The organism is Kitasatospora sp. NPDC056184 (assembly GCF_042268405.1).
GTDB lineage: Bacteria > Actinomycetota > Actinomycetes > Streptomycetales > Streptomycetaceae > Kitasatospora.
This window is the reverse complement of sequence record NZ_JBHJUI010000045.1, coordinates 18,103-34,236: the sequence shown is the minus strand read 5'-3', so window position 1 is coordinate 34,236 and position 16,134 is coordinate 18,103. Positions and strand designations below refer to the sequence as shown.

The 16,134-nt window shown below is 74.7% G+C and carries 14 protein-coding genes; 6 read left to right on the top strand and 8 right to left on the bottom strand.

The window, feature by feature from the left end; all coding sequences use genetic code 11:
* Positions 1-87: 87 nt before the first annotated feature.
* Entirely contained in the window at positions 88-489 is a 402-nt protein-coding gene (locus tag ACFC0B_RS39970) for an SsgA family sporulation/cell division regulator (protein ID WP_376098122.1), read from the bottom strand.
* Positions 490-691: 202 nt separating this feature from the next.
* Between ACFC0B_RS39970 and ACFC0B_RS39965 the strand changes: the two genes are divergently transcribed.
* Positions 692-1,474 carry a hypothetical protein gene (locus ACFC0B_RS39965; protein ID WP_376098119.1) on the top strand — a complete coding sequence of 261 codons (783 nt, stop codon included), beginning with the start codon at positions 692-694 and terminating at the stop codon, positions 1,472-1,474.
* An 18-nt stretch (positions 1,475-1,492) separates the two neighbouring features.
* On the opposite strand, the gene ACFC0B_RS39960 is transcribed toward ACFC0B_RS39965, so the two are convergent.
* From ACFC0B_RS39960 to ACFC0B_RS39950, 3 genes are all read right to left on the bottom strand, one after another.
* The gene (locus ACFC0B_RS39960; protein ID WP_376098116.1) at positions 1,493-1,963 is read right to left on the bottom strand and encodes an ATP-binding protein; all 471 of its coding nucleotides are present in this window, start codon (positions 1,961-1,963) and stop codon (positions 1,493-1,495) included.
* A gap of 146 nt (positions 1,964-2,109) precedes the next feature.
* The gene (locus ACFC0B_RS39955; RefSeq protein WP_376098113.1) at positions 2,110-2,436 is read right to left on the bottom strand and encodes an STAS domain-containing protein; all 327 of its coding nucleotides are present in this window, start codon (positions 2,434-2,436) and stop codon (positions 2,110-2,112) included.
* Between the two features lie 187 nt (positions 2,437-2,623).
* Positions 2,624-3,499 carry a SigB/SigF/SigG family RNA polymerase sigma factor gene (locus tag ACFC0B_RS39950; protein ID WP_376098110.1) on the bottom strand — a complete coding sequence of 292 codons (876 nt, stop codon included), beginning with the start codon at positions 3,497-3,499 and terminating at the stop codon, positions 2,624-2,626.
* A 234-nt stretch (positions 3,500-3,733) separates the two neighbouring features.
* Here ACFC0B_RS39950 and ACFC0B_RS39945 point away from each other — a divergent pair, with 234 nt between their 5' ends.
* The gene (locus ACFC0B_RS39945) at positions 3,734-7,216 is read left to right on the top strand and encodes a HAMP domain-containing protein (protein ID WP_376098107.1); all 3,483 of its coding nucleotides are present in this window, start codon (positions 3,734-3,736) and stop codon (positions 7,214-7,216) included.
* Between the two features lie 47 nt (positions 7,217-7,263).
* The gene (locus ACFC0B_RS39940; protein WP_376098104.1) at positions 7,264-9,720 is read left to right on the top strand and encodes a SpoIIE family protein phosphatase; all 2,457 of its coding nucleotides are present in this window, start codon (positions 7,264-7,266) and stop codon (positions 9,718-9,720) included.
* Here ACFC0B_RS39940 and ACFC0B_RS39935 read toward each other — a convergent pair.
* On the bottom strand, positions 9,717-11,207 hold the full coding sequence (locus tag ACFC0B_RS39935; RefSeq protein WP_376098101.1) for a PLP-dependent aminotransferase family protein: 1,491 nt from the start codon (positions 11,205-11,207) through the stop codon (positions 9,717-9,719). The two genes, ACFC0B_RS39940 and ACFC0B_RS39935, sit on opposite strands and share 4 nt — an antisense overlap.
* Before the next feature lie 121 nt (positions 11,208-11,328).
* Between ACFC0B_RS39935 and ACFC0B_RS39930 the strand changes: the two genes are divergently transcribed.
* Positions 11,329-12,057 carry a GNAT family N-acetyltransferase gene (locus ACFC0B_RS39930; RefSeq protein WP_376098098.1) on the top strand — a complete coding sequence of 243 codons (729 nt, stop codon included), beginning with the start codon at positions 11,329-11,331 and terminating at the stop codon, positions 12,055-12,057.
* An 80-nt stretch (positions 12,058-12,137) separates the two neighbouring features.
* Positions 12,138-12,644 (top strand): GNAT family N-acetyltransferase, encoded by a 507-nt coding sequence (locus ACFC0B_RS39925; protein ID WP_376098095.1) that lies wholly within the window; start codon positions 12,138-12,140, stop codon positions 12,642-12,644.
* Positions 12,645-12,685: 41 nt separating this feature from the next.
* On the opposite strand, the gene ACFC0B_RS39920 is transcribed toward ACFC0B_RS39925, so the two are convergent.
* The 3 genes from ACFC0B_RS39920 to ACFC0B_RS39910 all read right to left on the bottom strand — a co-directional run bounded on the left by ACFC0B_RS39920 (position 12,686) and on the right by ACFC0B_RS39910 (position 15,028).
* Positions 12,686-13,783, bottom strand: coding sequence for a chemotaxis protein (locus tag ACFC0B_RS39920; protein WP_376098092.1), 1,098 nt, complete (start codon positions 13,781-13,783; stop codon positions 12,686-12,688).
* Between the two features lie 151 nt (positions 13,784-13,934).
* On the bottom strand, positions 13,935-14,435 hold the full coding sequence (locus ACFC0B_RS39915; protein WP_376098089.1) for a YfbM family protein: 501 nt from the start codon (positions 14,433-14,435) through the stop codon (positions 13,935-13,937).
* Positions 14,436-14,548: 113 nt separating this feature from the next.
* On the bottom strand, positions 14,549-15,028 hold the full coding sequence (locus tag ACFC0B_RS39910; RefSeq protein WP_376098086.1) for a flavin reductase family protein: 480 nt from the start codon (positions 15,026-15,028) through the stop codon (positions 14,549-14,551).
* Between the two features lie 220 nt (positions 15,029-15,248).
* Between ACFC0B_RS39910 and ACFC0B_RS39905 the strand changes: the two genes are divergently transcribed.
* Positions 15,249-16,070, top strand: coding sequence for an alpha/beta fold hydrolase (locus ACFC0B_RS39905; protein ID WP_376098083.1), 822 nt, complete (start codon positions 15,249-15,251; stop codon positions 16,068-16,070).
* Positions 16,071-16,134 lie beyond the last annotated feature (64 nt).

Genomic DNA, 16,134 nt, shown 5'->3' with positions numbered 1-16,134 from the left:
GCCGACAAATCCCAAACAGGACAGTCGAGACGTCAGTCAGGCGGCGAGTCAGACCCACCCGCAGCGTCACCACGAACATCATCACTGTCAGGCGGAGAGCAGGTCGCTGATGCAGCGGTCCCAGTCGATGCGGTCGGACTCGGAGCCGACCGGGACCGCCCGGCCGGTGTCCCGCAGGAAGCGGGCGAGCGGGCGCACCGGGGCGTTCAGGAGCGCCACCCCGCCCTCGCCGCCCAGGGCGATGAAGACGTGCTCGCCGGTGCCGCTGGGCTCGATGTGGATGTCCCCGTCGCCCACCGGCCCGCACAGGCCGGCCGCCAGCAGGTCGCGGGCCAGGACCCAGACGGCCCCCTCGGCGGCGCCGAAGTCCAGGTGGACGGCGAACGGGTCGCCGCTCTCGTAGCGGCACTCGACGTCCAGGTCCCGTCCCTGCGCCTCGCCGGTGATCAGACGCATCCTCAGCTGTGCCGCCACCACCATGTCGGACATCGGCCCCGCCCTTCCTCGACTCGTGCTGTCGAACGCTGTGGGCACCGTCTGCCCCGGTGGCCCCCGGTCATGCCACGGAATCGGCGGGCGCGCCACCCGGCGGGCGGAACGGGCGCGGGAGCCCGCGCGGAACCGGCCGGTCACAGACGGTTCGCCCCGCTGTCGGGTGGTTCGTCCGCCGTGCAGCGGGCAAGCCAGGCGTATGGAGGACACCCGCAACCCCCAGGTGGACACCGCGGCCGGCGGGGCCGACGCGCGGCGTCTGACGGACGAGCTGCGCGCGGCGGTGGCGGAGCCCCGCACCGCCGCGCTGGTACTGGCCCGGCGGGTGCGCGCCGCGCACCGGGGCCGGGCGTGGGCGGTGCTGGGCCATCCCTCGTGGGACGCCTACGCCATGGCCGAACTCGGAGTCCCGCGGCCCACGGCCTACCGGCTGCTGGACCTCGCGGCCACCGCCGGGGTGATCGAGGAGACCGTGGCCCGCGAGGCCGGCCCCGCGTTCGCCCATGCCTGGGACACCTGGGCGGTGCTGGACGTGGGGGCGGTGGTGGAGCTGCGCGGCCGGCTGTCCGAGCTGGCCGATCTGCTCACCGAGCGCATGGGCCTGCTGCGCGCGGAGGCCGGCGACGGGCCGCAGGAGCCCGGCCGGGTCGCCGCCGCGGTGGCCGACGCCGTCGCCGAGCTCCGCGAGCGCCCGGACGTCCCGCCCTCCGATCTGCGGACCGTCCGCGGGCCGGACGGCATGGACGTCGAGGCGTGGCGCACCACGGTCGCCGAGGGGCTGGACGTGCAGCGACGGCTGCGGGGCGGCTTCCGGGAGCTGGGCCTGCTCGCCCTGCGCGTCGCACCGGGCTATGTCTCGGACCACGGTTCCGAGGCGGTCCTGCACCTGCTCGGCGAGGAGATCGGCAGCACCTGCGAGGAGCTGCTGGCCTGCCGCCGCTACGCGCTGACCGGCGACGCCCGCGCGGTCGAGGGCCTGTAGGCGGCCGCCGGGGGTCGCTCAGAGGCCGCGCAGGAGGCGCGCGGCGTCGACCTCGGCCCAGATCGTCTTGCCCTGGCTGTGCGGCTCGGCGCCCCAGCGGTCGGCCGTACGCTCCACGATGAACAGGCCGTGACCGCCGGGCAGTGCCGGATCGTGCGGCCGGCGCGGGATGGGCATGACCGGGCTGCGGTCGCTGACCTCGACCCTCAGGCGGGCCGCGGTGACGTCCAGGACCATCTCCAGCGGGCCGTCGCCGTGCAGCATCGCGTTGGCGACCAGCTCCGCCGCGAGCAGCACGACGTCCTCGGCCACCCCGTCGCCGAGTCCGGACGGGTACCAGTCGGCGAGCGCCTGCGCGGTGAGGGTCCTGGCGTGGGCGACCGGCTTGGGGAGCCCGGCCAGGGTCAGCCGCCGGCGCTGGCCGCCCGGGGGTGCCGCGGGGCCGGCCCGGTGGGGTTCTCCGTCCAGGGTTCCCGGGCTCAGCGTCATAGGAGGGCACCCTTTCGGATCGACGGCGTCTTCCGCTTGGTCGGTTTCCCGGCGGTTCCGGAATTATGCCTGCCGCCGGACCGGACAGCGCCCGGAGGACACCGGGCCGGATCCCGCGCGCCGGGCGGGCCGGCGCGTGCCCCGGCTCATCCCGCCAGGGCCGCGCCGACCGACTCGTGGATGGCGAACACCGTCCGCGCCCCGGTCAGGTCGAGGACCCGCATGACCGTGGGCGGAACGGCGGCGAGCCGCAGCTCCAGTCCCGCCCGCTCCGCCGCGAGACGGGTGCGGAGCAGGACGTTCAGGCCCGAGGAGTCGCAGAAGCCCACCGCGCGCAGGTCGATCACCACGGCCGTGGGCCGTTGGGCGACCAGGCCGGCGAGGGCCTCGGCGGCCGGTGCCAGCGTCTCGACGTCCAGGTCGCCGGCCAGGACGCAGACCGCGGCGCCGTCGGGTCCGGGGCGGGTTTCCACCACCAGTCCCGGACTCGGCCGGGAGGCCGCCGGCACAGTCTCTCCCCGGTCGTTGTCGGATGGCATCATCGTCGTTCCCCTCCATGTCCGTGCCGTCCGACCCTACGGAGATCACGCCCGTCGGCCAAGTGAGGGGTGGTGGATCGGGGCCCTCGCGCCCCGGAAGTCACCGCACCGCGCGGTGCGGTCAGGCGGCCTCCATCCCCTGCCGCAGATGTCGCAGCGTGCGGCTCAGGAGCCGGGAGACGTGCATCTGCGACAGGCCGAGGCGGGCACCGATCTGGGACTGCGTCATGTCCTCGCAGAAGCGCATGGACAGGATCAGGCGCTCGCGCTCCGGCAGGGCGGTCACCAGCGGCTTGAGCGCGACCAGGTCCTCGACGAGGTCGAGTTCCCGGTCGTCCTCACCGAGGTGGCCGGCCAGCGGCCCGGGGCCGTCGCCGTCCTCGCCGCCGCCTCCGTCCAGGGAGCCGGCGGTGTGGCCGTTGGCGGCGGTCAGGCCCTCGACGACCTCCTCCGCGCCGATCCCGAGGTGCTCGGCCAGTTCGGCCACGGTCGGGGCGCGGTCCAGGCCCTGCGCGAGGCGCTCCTGGGCCCTGGCCAGCGTGATGCGCAGTTCCTGGAGGCGGCGCGGGACGTGGACGGCCCAGGTGGTGTCGCGGAAGTGCCGCCGTATCTCGCCGAGCACGGTCGGCAGGGCGAAGGTGGTGAACTCCACACCGACTTCGGGGTCGAAGCGGTCGATGGCCTTGATCAGGCCGAGTGCGCCGACCTGGAGGAGGTCCTCCTTCGGTTCGCGGTGCGAGTCGAAGCGGCGGATCGCGAACCGTACCAGGGAGAGGTTCATCTCCACCAGCGTGGAGCGGACGTACGAGTACTCCCGGGTCCCCTCCTCCAGGGTCGCCAGGCGGCGCAGCAGCACCTTGGTGAGTTCGCGGGCGTCCGCGGGCGCGACCTCGCGCGGGTCCTCCACGGCCGCCAGTTCGGGCGGCAGCAGGTCGCGCAGTCCGCCGGGGGACGACGCAACGGCGGGAACGAGCAAGTCACCGGTGGGGGCCACCATGGGAGTCCTTCCGTCGTGTCGGCACGGTCCTGCGCCCGCTACCCCGGATGCGCCGAAGGATGCAGTCACCGGCTGTGAAGGTTTCGCGGAGGCGGCCGGACGGGCGCCGGGGCGGCGGGACCCTTGGAAGGTTGCCTCAGGCACCAACTATTTTTCAACCGCCGTAAGGGGTGGGGTAGCCTCCGAAGCGGTACACACCGCGCCCGAGGACCGGTCCGCCGACCCGTCCCCGCGGTGCCCAGGATCGGAGGCGAGCGTTCGATGGCCGGCCCCACGACCTTCCACGGCCCGCAGCACGACCAGGACGAAGGGCCCGACACCGCGCACGTGGGCGAGCCCGAACTGCGGCTGCTGCTCGCCGGGCTGACGGCGGTGCGGGACGGCGACTTCGGCACCGAGCTGCCCGACGACGCGGACGGGCTGCTGGGCGAGATCGCCACCGTGTTCAACGGCATGGTCGACCAGCTGTCCCGGTTCACCTCCGAGGTGACCCGGGTCGCCCGCGAGGTCGGCACCGAGGGACAGCTCGGCGGCCAGGCCCAGGTCCCGGGCGTGTCGGGATCCTGGGCGGACCTCACCGACTCGGTCAACGCGATGGCGGGCAACCTCACCACCCAGGTGCGCGACATCGCCCAGGTGGCCACCGCGGTCGCCAAGGGCGACCTGTCGCAGAAGATCACCGTCGACGCCCGGGGCGAGATCCTGGAGCTGAAGAACACCGTCAACACGATGGTCGACCAGCTCAGCTCCTTCGCCGGCGAGGTGACCCGGGTCGCCCGCGAGGTCGGCACCGAGGGCATCCTCGGCGGCCAGGCCGACGTGAAGGGCGTCTCGGGGACGTGGCGCGACCTGACCGACTCGGTGAACTTCATGGCCGGCAACCTCACCGGCCAGGTCCGGGCGATCGCCCAGGTCGCCACCGCGGTGGCCCGCGGCGACCTCTCGCAGAAGATCACCGTCAACGCGCGCGGCGAGATCCTGGAACTGAAGGAGACCATCAACACGATGGTCGACCAGCTCAGCTCCTTCGCCGACGAGGTGACCCGGGTCGCCCGCGAGGTCGGCTCCGAGGGGCGGCTCGGCGGCCAGGCCCAGGTGGAGGGCGTCTCCGGCACCTGGAAGCGGCTGACCGAGAACGTCAACCGCCTCGCCGGGAACCTCACCCGGCAGGTCCGCGCGATCGCCGAGGTGACCAGCGCCGTCGCCGCCGGCGACCTGACCCGCTCGATCACCGTGGACGCCTCCGGCGAGGTCGCCGACCTCAAGGACAACGTCAACTTCATGGTGCAGTCGCTGCGCGAGACCACCCGCGCCAACGAGGAGCAGGACTGGCTGAAGACCAACCTGGCCCGCTTCTCGGCGCTGATGCAGGGCCGGCGCGACCTCGTGGTCGTCGCCGAGTCCGTGATGGACGAGCTCGCCCCGCTGGTCTCCGCGCAGTGCGGCGCCTTCTACCTCGCCGAGGAGGCCCCCGGGGGCACGGCGCTGCAGCTCGTCGGCTCCTACGCGTTCCCCGACGGCGAGCGCCCCACCCGCTTCCGGCTGGGCGAGTCCTTCGTCGGGCAGGCGGCACGCAGCCGGCGGACCATCACCGTCGACTCGCTGCCGCCCGACTACCTGGCCGCCTCCTCCGGCCTCGGCCGCACCGGCTCGCTGTCCCTGGTGGTGCTGCCGATCGTGGTCGAGGAGCAGGTCCTCGGCGTGATCGAACTGGCCTCCGTCCAGCCGTTCACCCAGGTCCACCGGGACTTCCTCGACCAGCTGATGGAGACCATCGGCGTCAACGTCAACACCATCATCGCCAACGCCAGGACCGACGAGCTGCTCGGCGAGTCCCAGCGGCTCACCGGCGAACTCCAGGCCCGCTCCCAGGAGTTGCAGGCACGCCAGGAGGAGCTCCAGGCCTCCAACGCGGAGCTGGAGGAGAAGGCCGAGCTGCTCGCCGCGCAGAACCGCGACATCGAGGCCAAGAACCTGCAGATCGAGCAGGCCCGCCAGGAGCTGGAGGACCGCGCCCACCAGGTCTCGCTCGCCTCGACGTACAAGTCGGAGTTCCTGGCCAACATGAGCCACGAACTGCGCACCCCGCTCAACAGCCTGCTCATCCTGGCCCAGCTGCTCGCCCAGAACCCCACCCGGAACCTGACCGCCAAGCAGGTCGAGTACGCCGGCATCATCCACTCGGCCGGCTCCGACCTGCTCCAGCTGATCAACGACATCCTCGACCTCTCCAAGGTCGAGGCGGGCAAGATGGACGTCAACGTCGAGGCCGTGCCGCTGCCCGCGCTGCTCGACTACGTCGAGGCCACCTTCCGCCCGATGACCGGCCAGAAGAACCTCGCCTTCGCCGTCCAGACCGTCGACGGCGTGCCCGCCGAACTCGCCACCGACGACTACCGGTTGCGCCAGGTGCTGCGCAACCTGCTGTCCAACGCGGTCAAGTTCACCGAGCAGGGCCGGATCGAGCTGCGCATCGAGCCGGCCGCCGCGGCCGAACTCCCCGACGGCGTACGGCGCGACGGCGGCCCGGTACTCGCCTTCCGGGTGAGCGACACCGGCATCGGCATCGCCCCCCAGCACCTGGAGACCGTCTTCGGCGCCTTCCAGCAGGCCGACGGCACCACCAGCCGCAAGTACGGCGGCACCGGTCTCGGCCTGTCGATCAGCCGGGAGATCGCCTACCTGCTCGGCGGCGCGATCACCGTCGAGAGCACCCTCGGCCGGGGCAGCACCTTCACCCTGTACCTGCCCGCCGCCCGCCCCGACACGGCCGTCCGCACGGACGGCGCCCCGCGCCGGGCTCCGAGCCGCGCCCCGGAGCCGTCCGGCGGCGGGGAGCACGGCCCCGACGGCCGCCCGGCCGCCGACGGTCCGCGCCGCCTGCTCGTGGTGGAGGGCCGCCCGAACGGCCTGCTGTCGCTGGTGGCGGAGAACGCCGTGGCCGACCTGGCCCGCTACGCCGGCGCGCAGCGCCAGGTGGAGATCGTCACCGCGGTCGGCGCCCAGGAGGCCGCCACCGCGCTGGCCACCTCCGCCTGCCACTGCGTCGTCCTGGAGCTCGACCTGCCCGACGGCACCGCGGCGACACTCCTGGAGGAGATGGAGCGCGACCCGGCGCTGCACGCCGTCCCGGTGCTGGCGCACCACAACCGGGGCGTCGGCGCGGAGGACGAACACGCCGTGCGCCGCGACGGCAGCCGGCCGCTGGAGTTCCTGTCCAGCCTGGACGAGCTGCGCGAGCGCGTCGCGCTGCACATGAGCGCCGACCGCCCCGGGGCCGTGCTGCCGCTGGTGCGCGGCACCGAACGGGACACCGCCTGGAGCCCGGAGGCCGATCCGACCCTGGCCGGCCGCACCGCGCTGGTGGTCGACGACGACGACCGCAACCTCTACGCGCTCACCAGCATCCTGGAGCTGCACGGTCTGCGGGTGCTCCAGGCGGAGAACGGCCGCGCGGCGCTGGAGGCGCTGGCCGCCCATCCCGGGATCGACGTCATCCTGATGGACGTGATGATGCCGGAGATGGACGGGTACACGGCCACCGCGGCGATCCGGGCGATGCCCGAGCACGAGGGGCTGCCGATCATCGCCGTGACCGCGAAGGCGATGATCGGCGACCGGGAGAAGAGCCTGGCCTCGGGCGCCAGCGACTACATCACCAAGCCGGTCGAGGCGGCCGAGGTGGTCGCCCGGATCAAGCACCACCTGACCCGGTAGCGTCCGCGCGCCGCAGCCCCCGGCCCCGAGCCCCAGGAGTCACCACCGTGCAGCAGCCGCAGGACCCCCCGGCCACGGGCCTTCCCGCGCCGTCCGAGGGCGCGCCGCGGGTCGGCCCGCGGCCCGGTCCCGCCGCGGGCGGAGCCTCGGCGGTCGCGGACGCGACGGCGGTCGGGCGGCTGGCCGGCACCGTGGAGCGGCTGCGGCTGGAACTGGAGCGGGCCCAGGCCCACTCGGCGGGCCGCGCCGTGGTGGAGATGGGCGTCGGCGTGCTGGTCGAACGGCTGCGCTGCGGCCCCACCGAGGCGGCCGGTCAGCTGGAGGGCCTCGCCGAGCAGGCCGGGGTGTCGACCCTGGCGCTGGCCGCCGACCTGGTCAACCAGGCCGCCGCGGACCAGATCTCGGCGCTCGCCCGCGCGTTCGTCGAAGAGGCGGCGGTGCCCCCGGAGGGCGCCGCCGAACCGGTGGCGGTCCGGCTGCGGAGCACCGAGGCGGACGCCCTGGCGGGCGGGGACGCCGCGGCGGCCGCCCGGGCCATGCTGGACCACGCGCTGCGCCCGCTCGGCGTGGCGGCCGTCGCGGTCTGGGCGGCCCACCCGGACCTCTCGCTGTCCCTGGCCGGGAGCGCCGGCTTCCACGACGAGGAGGCCCGCCGCTGGCGCCACGTCCCGCCGGGCGTGCCGACCCCGGCCCGCCGCGCCCTCGACGAGCGGGCGGCGGTCGGCTATCCGACCCTCGCCGAGGCCTCGCTGCCCTCGGTCGGCCAGCACGAGATCCGCGGCGGCCGGCTGGCCGTCCCGGCGGGCAAGGGCGGGCGGCTGATCGGGGCCCTGGAGCTCTGCTGGCACGAGGAGCTGCCGGAGCTGTCCCAGCCGCTCCAGCGGCAGTTCGAGGCGCTCGCCGAGGTGGCCGCCGCCACCCTGGAGTCCGGGGGCGGGCGGGGGCCGCACACGCCGGAGGCCGCCGACACCCGGTTCGAGGAGCTGCGGCAGCTCACCGACGGCCTGCTCGACCCGTGCATGGTCCTGCGGGTGGCGCCCGACGGCGACGACGTGCCGCCGCCGTTCGTGATCCGGCACGTCAACCCGGCCTTCGTCGACTTCGCCGGCCGGCCCACCGGCGCGATCGCCGGGGCCCGGCTGCTGGAGGCCTACCCGCTGGCGGCCGAGCCGGGCGGGCTGGCCGAGAAGGCCGAGCACGTCTTCGCCACCGGCGAGCCGTTCCGCACCCCGGACCTTCGGCTCGCCGCCCTGGTCGACGGGGTGCCGCTGGTCACCCGGGCGCAGGTGAGCATCAGCCGCCACGGCAGCCACCTGGCGGTGGTCTGGCGCCTCGACGACGGCACCCCGCGGGTGGCCCGGCTGCTCCAGCACGCCCAGCGGCTCGGCCGGATCGGCGGCTTCGAGGAGGACCTGCGCACCCGCCGGATCGTCTGGAACGACACCCTGTTCGAGCTGCACGGGCTGCCGCCCACCGCCCCGCCGATCGCCCTCGACCAGCTCCCCGAGCACGCCCACCCGGACGACCGGCACGCCCTCGGCCGCTTCCTGCGCACCCTGCTGCACCACCACCGCCCGGCGTCCACGGCCTTCCGGCTGCAGCGCCCGGACGGCGTCACCCGGCACATCCGGGTCGTCGCGGAGCCGGTGCACGAGCCCGGCAGCGGGCTGCGCACCGTGCGCGGCGCCTACCAGGACATCTCCGCCCAGCACTGGACCGAGGTCGCGCTCGCCGCCACCCGTGACCAGCTCGCCCAGAGCGAGCAGCAGGCCGCCGAGCGCAGCCGCCTCGCCCTCCAGCTGCAGCACGCGATCATGCCGCCCGCGCGCGGCCCGCTGGACCTGCCGGACCTGCGGGTCGGGGTGCGCTACCGGCCGGCCGAGAAGGGCCACCTGGTCGGCGGCGACTGGTACGACGCCCTGCCGCTGCCCTCCGGGGACGTGCTGCTGTGCGTGGGCGACGTCGCCGGCCACGGCATCGAGGCCGCGACCGGGATGGTCGCCCTGCGCAACGCGCTGCGCGGCCTGGCCGCCACCGGCGCCGGGCCGGCGCAGCTGCTGGGCTGGCTGAACAGCGTCACCCACCACCTGACCGACAACGTCACCGCCACCGCCGTCTGCGGTCTCTACCGGCCCGGCGCGCGCCGGCTGCGCTGGGCGCGGGCGGGCCATCCGCCGCCGGTGCTGCTGCGCGGCAGGCGCGCGACCACGCTCCCGCAGCTGGGCGGCATCCTGCTCGGCGCGGTCGACCAGGCCGAGTACACGGAGGGCGAGCTGGTGCTGGAGCCGGGCGACGAGCTCGTGATGTACACCGACGGGCTGATCGAGCGCCGCGACGAGTCCTTCCAGGCGTCGCTGACCGGTCTGATGGCGCTCGCCGAACAGGCCCGCAGCGCGGCGGCCGACGGCGCGGACGGGCTGGAGGAGCACCTGGACCACCTCCTGCGCTACAGCAACGCCGACACGGACGACGACACCTGTCTGGTCGGCATCGCCGTCCGCTAGGGCCGGTCCCTGCTCAGCTGCGCGAGCCGGCGCAGGCCGGGTGCGAAGGCCGACTCGGGGGTGTTGCCGTAGCCCAGGACGAGCCCGTTGTGGGCGGCGCCGGGCAGCAGGAAGTGCTGGGACAGGGGCCGGGGGGCCATCCGGTGGCGGCGGGCGGCGGCGGCCAGGGGCCCGTCGGGGACATCCGGCGGCAGTCGCACGGTCAGGTGCATCCCGCTGTCCCCGCCGGTCACGGTGTGGGGCACCTCGAAGTGTTCGGCCAGTGCCGCCCGGAGCGCGTCGCGTCGGCGGCGGTAGAGGCGGCGCATGCGGGCCAGGTGTCTGCCGTACTGGCCGCTCTCCATGAAGTGCGCGAGGGCGAGTTGTTCGTGGCGGTGGCCGCCGCGCAACAGCTCGTCCACGACCGGTGCCGCCCGGTCGACCAGCGGCTCGGGCAGGACGAGGAACCCCAGGCGCAGGGAGGGGAACAGGGTCTTGCTGAAGGTGCCGACGTAGAACACGGGCGCGCCGGGGGTCAGGCCCTGCATGCAGGCGAGGGGTTCCCCGCTGTGGCGGAACTCGCCGTCGTAGTCGTCCTCGATGATCCAGGCGCCGTGCAGGCGGCACTTGTCGATCAGGTCGAGGCGTCTGGACGCGGTGAGGACGGCGCCCGTCGGGTACTGGTGCGCGGGGGTGGTGCACACGAGGCGGGGCGGGCGCTCCGCCCAGTCGGACGCGGAGGTCCGCAGGCCCTCGGCGTCGACCGGGACGGGGACGACGGCCAGGTCGCCGCCCGCCAGCGCGGTCTGCGCGCCGCGGTAGCCCGGGTCCTCGACCCAGGCGGTGTCCCCCGGGTCGGTGACCAGCCGGACGCACAGCGCGAACGCCTCCTGCGCCCCTTCGGTGATGACGACCTGTTCCGGGGTGCAGCGCATGCCGCGGGCGAGCGCGAGGTGGCGCAGGACGGCCGTCCGCAGCGCCGGTTCGCCTCGCGGCGGGCCGTAGCCCAGCAGCTCCGTCCCGCCCTGCCGGAGCACCCGGTCCAGGGAGCGCCGCCAGGCCGCCAGCGGGAACCGGGCCAGGGCGGGGACGCCCGACGCGAAGGTGAAGGAGTCGGTGCCCCCCGGGTCGCGGTTGCGGATCCGCTCGGCACGCCGCGCCAGGGTGGCCGGGGCCGGGTGCGCGCGGTCGTCCGGCCCCGGGCGGTCCAGCGCGGCGACGCGGGTGCCCTGTCTGCTGGGCTCGATGTATCCCTCCGTGCCCAGCACGTCGTACACGAGCGTCACGGTGTTGCGTGATACCCCGAGGCCCTCGGCCAGGGCGCGCGAGCCCGGCAGGCGGCTGCCCGCCGGGAGCCGGCCGTCGAGGACGGCGGCCCGGAGGCGGTGCAGGAGCTGCTTCTGCAGGGAGTCCCCGCCGCGCGCCCGGGACAGCGGCTCCTGGAGCAGGAAGTCGAGCTGGGGTCCGAGGGCTCCGCTGTCGGCCGGCACCGCCCCGCCCCCGTTCATGCGCCGGTCCTGCCGGTACGTGCGTCCCGTCGTGGCTCCATGGAATGACCGTACCGTGGACCTTATCGAGGGTCCACGCGGTGCCTAGCCTGGAAGGACCGGAACACACCAGGAGAAGAGCATGTCCGCACGTCCCAACGCCTACGGCCAACCCGTCGGCCCCCCGCTGCCCGGCTGGACGGCGCGTCCCGCACCCGCCCGGGTCACCCTCGAAGGCCGCTTCTGCCGGGTCGAGCCCCTGGACGCCGACCGCCACGCCGCCGACCTGTACGCCGCCTTCGCCCTCGCGGCGGACGGCAGCGACTGGACGTACCTGACGGCCGGCCCCTTCGACGGCCCGGCCGAGTACCGCACCTACGTGACGGCGGCGACGCGGGTGGACGACCCCCTGTCGTTCGCGGTCGTCGACCTGCGCACCGGCAGGGCCGTGGGCACCCTCGCCCTGATGCGCCAGGATCCGTCCAACGGCGTCGTCGAGGTCGGCAGCGTGGCCTTCTCACCGCTGCTGAAGCGGACTCCGGTGTCCACGGAGGCCCAGTTCCTGCTCATGTCCTACGCGTTCGACGGACTCGGCTACCGCCGCTACGAGTGGAAGTGCGACAGCCTCAACGCACCCTCGCGCAGGGCGGCCCTGCGCCTGGGCTTCACCTTCGAGGGGATCTTCCGCCGGGCCGTGGTCTACAAGGGCCGCAGCCGTGACACCGCCTGGTACTCCGTCGTCGACTCCGAGTGGCCGCACGTCGGCACGGCGCTGCGGGAGTGGCTCTCCCCCGACAACTTCGACCCGGAGGGCCGGCAGCGGCGCTCCCTGTCCGCCGTCCGGGTTCCCGGCGGGGAGCCGGGACGCTGAGGCCCCCCGCACCCGGCGCGCCCCGCCCTCGCCGGAAGCCGCCCGGGCCGACGTCGCCCGACCCACCGAAAGAGGACCACATGACATCGAACGCCCCCGTCGTCCGCCCCCTCGCCGCAGCGGACGAAGCCCGCTGGCGCGTGCTGTTCCGTCAGTACCGCGCGTTCTACCGGCTGCAGGAGTCCGAGGAGGTCGTCTCCCGTGCCTGGGCCTGGCTGACGGATCCCGGGCACCCGTGCGACGCCCTCGTCGCGGAGGTCGACGGAGCCGTCGTCGGATTCGCGCACCACCGCCCCGTCCCCTCCCCGTACACCGGGACGACGGGCCTCTTCCTCGACGACCTGTTCACCGATCCCGCGGCCCGCGGGCGGGGCGTCGGACGGGCGCTCATCCAGCAGTTGAGGGCACTCGCCGCCACCGAGGGACGGTCCTTCGTGCAATGGGTCACCGCCGAGGACAACCATCAGGCCCAGAGCCTCTACGACACCGTCGCCGCGCGCACCGACTGGGTCACGTACGAGAGCGGCGTCCAGGACGTGCGGCACCCCGCCGATCACCGGCCCGCGGGCCCGCCCTCCGCGGGGTGACGCGAACGACCGGCCGTCGGCGGTGATCGCCGCCGGGTGCGTCAGTACCGCAGGACGGCGGCGATCCGGCCGGCGTCGGACAGGGTGCCGTCGGGGACGAAGCTGACCAGGCCGCCGGTGTCGAGGGTGCGCTCGACGACCTCGTCGACGATGTCCTCGCGCGCGCCGGACTCCTCGGCCGCGGCCGGCACCAGGTGCTCGCCGTCGTCCCGGACGGTGGTGCGGAAGTTCTCCTCGACCACCAGCCGGCCGAGCCGGCCGTCGCCGGCGGCCCGCCAGACCTCGTCCAGGCCGGCGGCGAAGGTCTGGCGGCCGCGGGCCGCGTCGAGCTGGGCGAGGGCCTCGGTGGTCTCGCGCTCGGCGTGCGCGCGCACGGCGGGCTCGACCACCTTGCGGACCGTCTCGGCGTCCGCCTGGGCGAGGCCGCCGTGCGGGAGCTGCTCGGTGGCCTCCTTGGCGATCGGGCCGACGGCGTCCAGCAGGGCGAGCGCGGCGGCCTCACCGGTCACGTAGAGCGGGCGGCGGTCGGCGGCGAGCAGCTTGCCGACCTCGGTGTCGGCCTGCCGCAGGAAGGTCTTGGTCTCCTCGTCGCGGAAGGTGCTGGGCGTGTCGCCGATGCGCTCCTGCCGCTCGGGGTCGGGGTTGTCGAAGACCCGGACCAGCGGGAAGCCGCGGCCGCGGTCCTCGGTCACCCGCTCCTCGCCGCCGTCCCACAGCACCACCCGGTCGGCGGCGACCGCGAGCACCCAGTAGGGGCGCTCGGCGGCCTGGGCGGCGACCAGGTTGCGGGTGAGGAAGGTGTCCGACAGCACCACCCTGGCGGGTGCGGTGCGCCCGAGCGACCAGACCTGGTGCTCCCCGGGGGCGGCGAGGATCGCCAGGCCGTCCTCGGCGTGCACCAGGTCGACCTCGGTGAGGGCCCGGTCGAGCTGCTCCAGCACGTCGATCCGGTCCGCGCGGGAGACCTCGGGGTCGGCCTGGACCCGCTCCTTGGCCTCGGCCAGCAGGTTGCGCAGCCGGACCGGGTCCTGCGCGCTGTCCGGCTCCCGGCGGTGCGTGGGCATCAGGATGGACACCGCCGGATACCGCCGCGGCCGGCGCAGCTCGGCGAGGACGGCGGGGCTGAGGGCACGCTGCATGGGGACCCTTTCCGAAGGCCGCTCGGCCTTCTCTGCCTGGACACACGCGGAGCCCGGAACCGCTCACAGGTGTCCGTTATGTCCTCAATGTACCGAGATGCCACTCGACCCGCCGCCCACCGCCGGCCGGCCTCCCGGTACCCTCCGCCCCTCACTCGATCCAGACCAGCACCCCGTGCCGGCGGGTCGCGACCGCCCGCAGGAAGTCCGCCAGGGCGCGGTACTCGGCCGTCACCAGGTGCAGCGCGTCCTCGTCCGCCCACAGGCCCTGCGGGTAGACCTTCGCCTCGGCGAGGTCCACCGCCGCGACCCCTTCCGTCAGCCGCCCCGGGTCGAGCGCGGCGAGCGCCTCGGAGGCCAGCCGCACCCGGTCCGGGGCGATCCGCGACGGCGGACCGTAGCCCCAGTCCTCCGCCCCCGGCAGCTCCTCCTCGCCGTGCACGAGGTCGACCGGGAACCCGTGGCGGCGGAGCAGGAAGTCGAGCGCCTGCCATGCCTTCCCGGTCTCGTGCAGCCGCGCCCAAGCGCCCGCGCGCTCGCCGCCGTCCGCCTCGTCCAGCTCCTCGACGAACCCCAGGGCCCACTCCGGCTCCCGCTCCGCCCGCTCCAACTCCCCGGCGCTGAGCCGGAGGTACCGCCCGATCATGCTCATGGCCGAAGCCTAGGCCGGGCCACCGACAGGCCGTCCGGCGCGGCCGACCACCGCACGGCCGGCGGTCGGCCATCGGGCCGCGATCCGCCCGGGGCGGCCGGCACCGCCCCCGCTCAGGCGGGGTGGCCGGCCCCGATGCCGTCGACGTCGCGGTAGGACAGCACCGCGGCGGCGCCGGCGGGCGGGGCCTCGACGGCCACCGGGGCCAGCAGCAGACCGGTGTGGTCGCCCCAGTCGGCGCAGTCCAGCACCCGGCCGACGAACCACGCGGGCGCCTCCGCGAGCACCGGCACCCCGAACGGCCCGTGGTACCACTCGACGCCCGCGAACTTGTCGGTGGCGTCGCCGCTGCGACCGCCGAACAGCGCCGCCAGCCCGTGCCCGTACGGCAGCAGGTGGACGCCCAGCGCGTCGGCCGCGAGGGCCGCGGCGTGGGTGCGGTCGGCCTTGGAGATCCACACCACGAACCGCACGGGATCGATCGAGCACTGGCCCGCGAAGCCGACCAGGCACCCCGCCGGCGGCGGCCCGGGCGCGGTGACCACGTACACCGGGTAGTCCAGCAGGGCCGCGAACGTGTCGAAGTCGCCCATGCCCCCAGCCTAGGAACCCGTCCCGGGCTTCGCACCCGCCCGGTCGGGGCAGGGCCCCTGTCCCGGACCGCACGGCCCTTGACTGACGGTGCACAGGAGGCCGCGAGAGGGTGCCGGCGGGCAGCCGGCCGGTCATGCTGGGAACCGGCCCGCCGGGACGCCCGAATCCCGCGCCGGCCGATCACTCCCCCTGCTCGACGAGCACGACCGAAAGGCCGTCATGCCCTTCATCACCCTTTCCGACGGTTCCCAGAAGTTCTACAAGGACTGGGGCAGCGGACGGCCCGTCGTCCTGTCGCACGGCTGGCCGCTGAACGCCGACGCGTGGGAGGGCCAGGCCGTGGCGCTCGCCTCCGCCGGCTTCCGGGTCATCGCCCACGACCGGCGCGGCCACGGCCGTTCCACCCAGACGTGGGACGGCAACCACATGGACCAGTACGCCGACGACCTGGCCGAGCTGATGGACCAGCTGGACCTGACCGACGCGGTGCTGGTCGGCCACTCCACCGGCGGCGGCGAGGTCGCCCGCTACCTGGGCCGGCACGGCAGCGCCCGGGTGCGCAAGGCCGTGCTGCTGGGCGCCGTCCCGCCGCTGATGCTGCGCACCGACGCCAACCCCGAGGGCACCCCGCTGTCGGCCTTCGACGGCATCCGCGCGGGTGTCGCCGCCGACCGCTCGCAGTTCTACTACGACCTGAGCGAGGCCTTCTACGGCTTCAACCGCCCGGGCGCGGAGGTCTCCGAGGGCAAGCGCCGGGAGTTCTGGCTGCAGGGCATGCAGGCCGGCCTGAAGGGCGCCCTGGACTGCATCGAGGCGTTCTCGGAGACCGACTTCACCGAGGACCTCAAGAAGATCGACATCCCGGTCCTGGTCGCCCACGGTGACGACGACCAGATCGTCCCGATCGCCGCCTCCGCGCGGAAGGCCGTCGAGCTGCTCCCCCAGGGGACCCTGAAGGTCTACCCGGGCGCGCCGCACGGCCTGGTCGGCGCCTACGAGGCCGCGTTCACCAAGGACCTCGTCGAGTTCGTCGCGGCCTGACCGTCCGTCCGCGCCGGTGCCCCGGTCGTCCGACGGTCTCACCGCCGCCGGACGACCGGGGCCT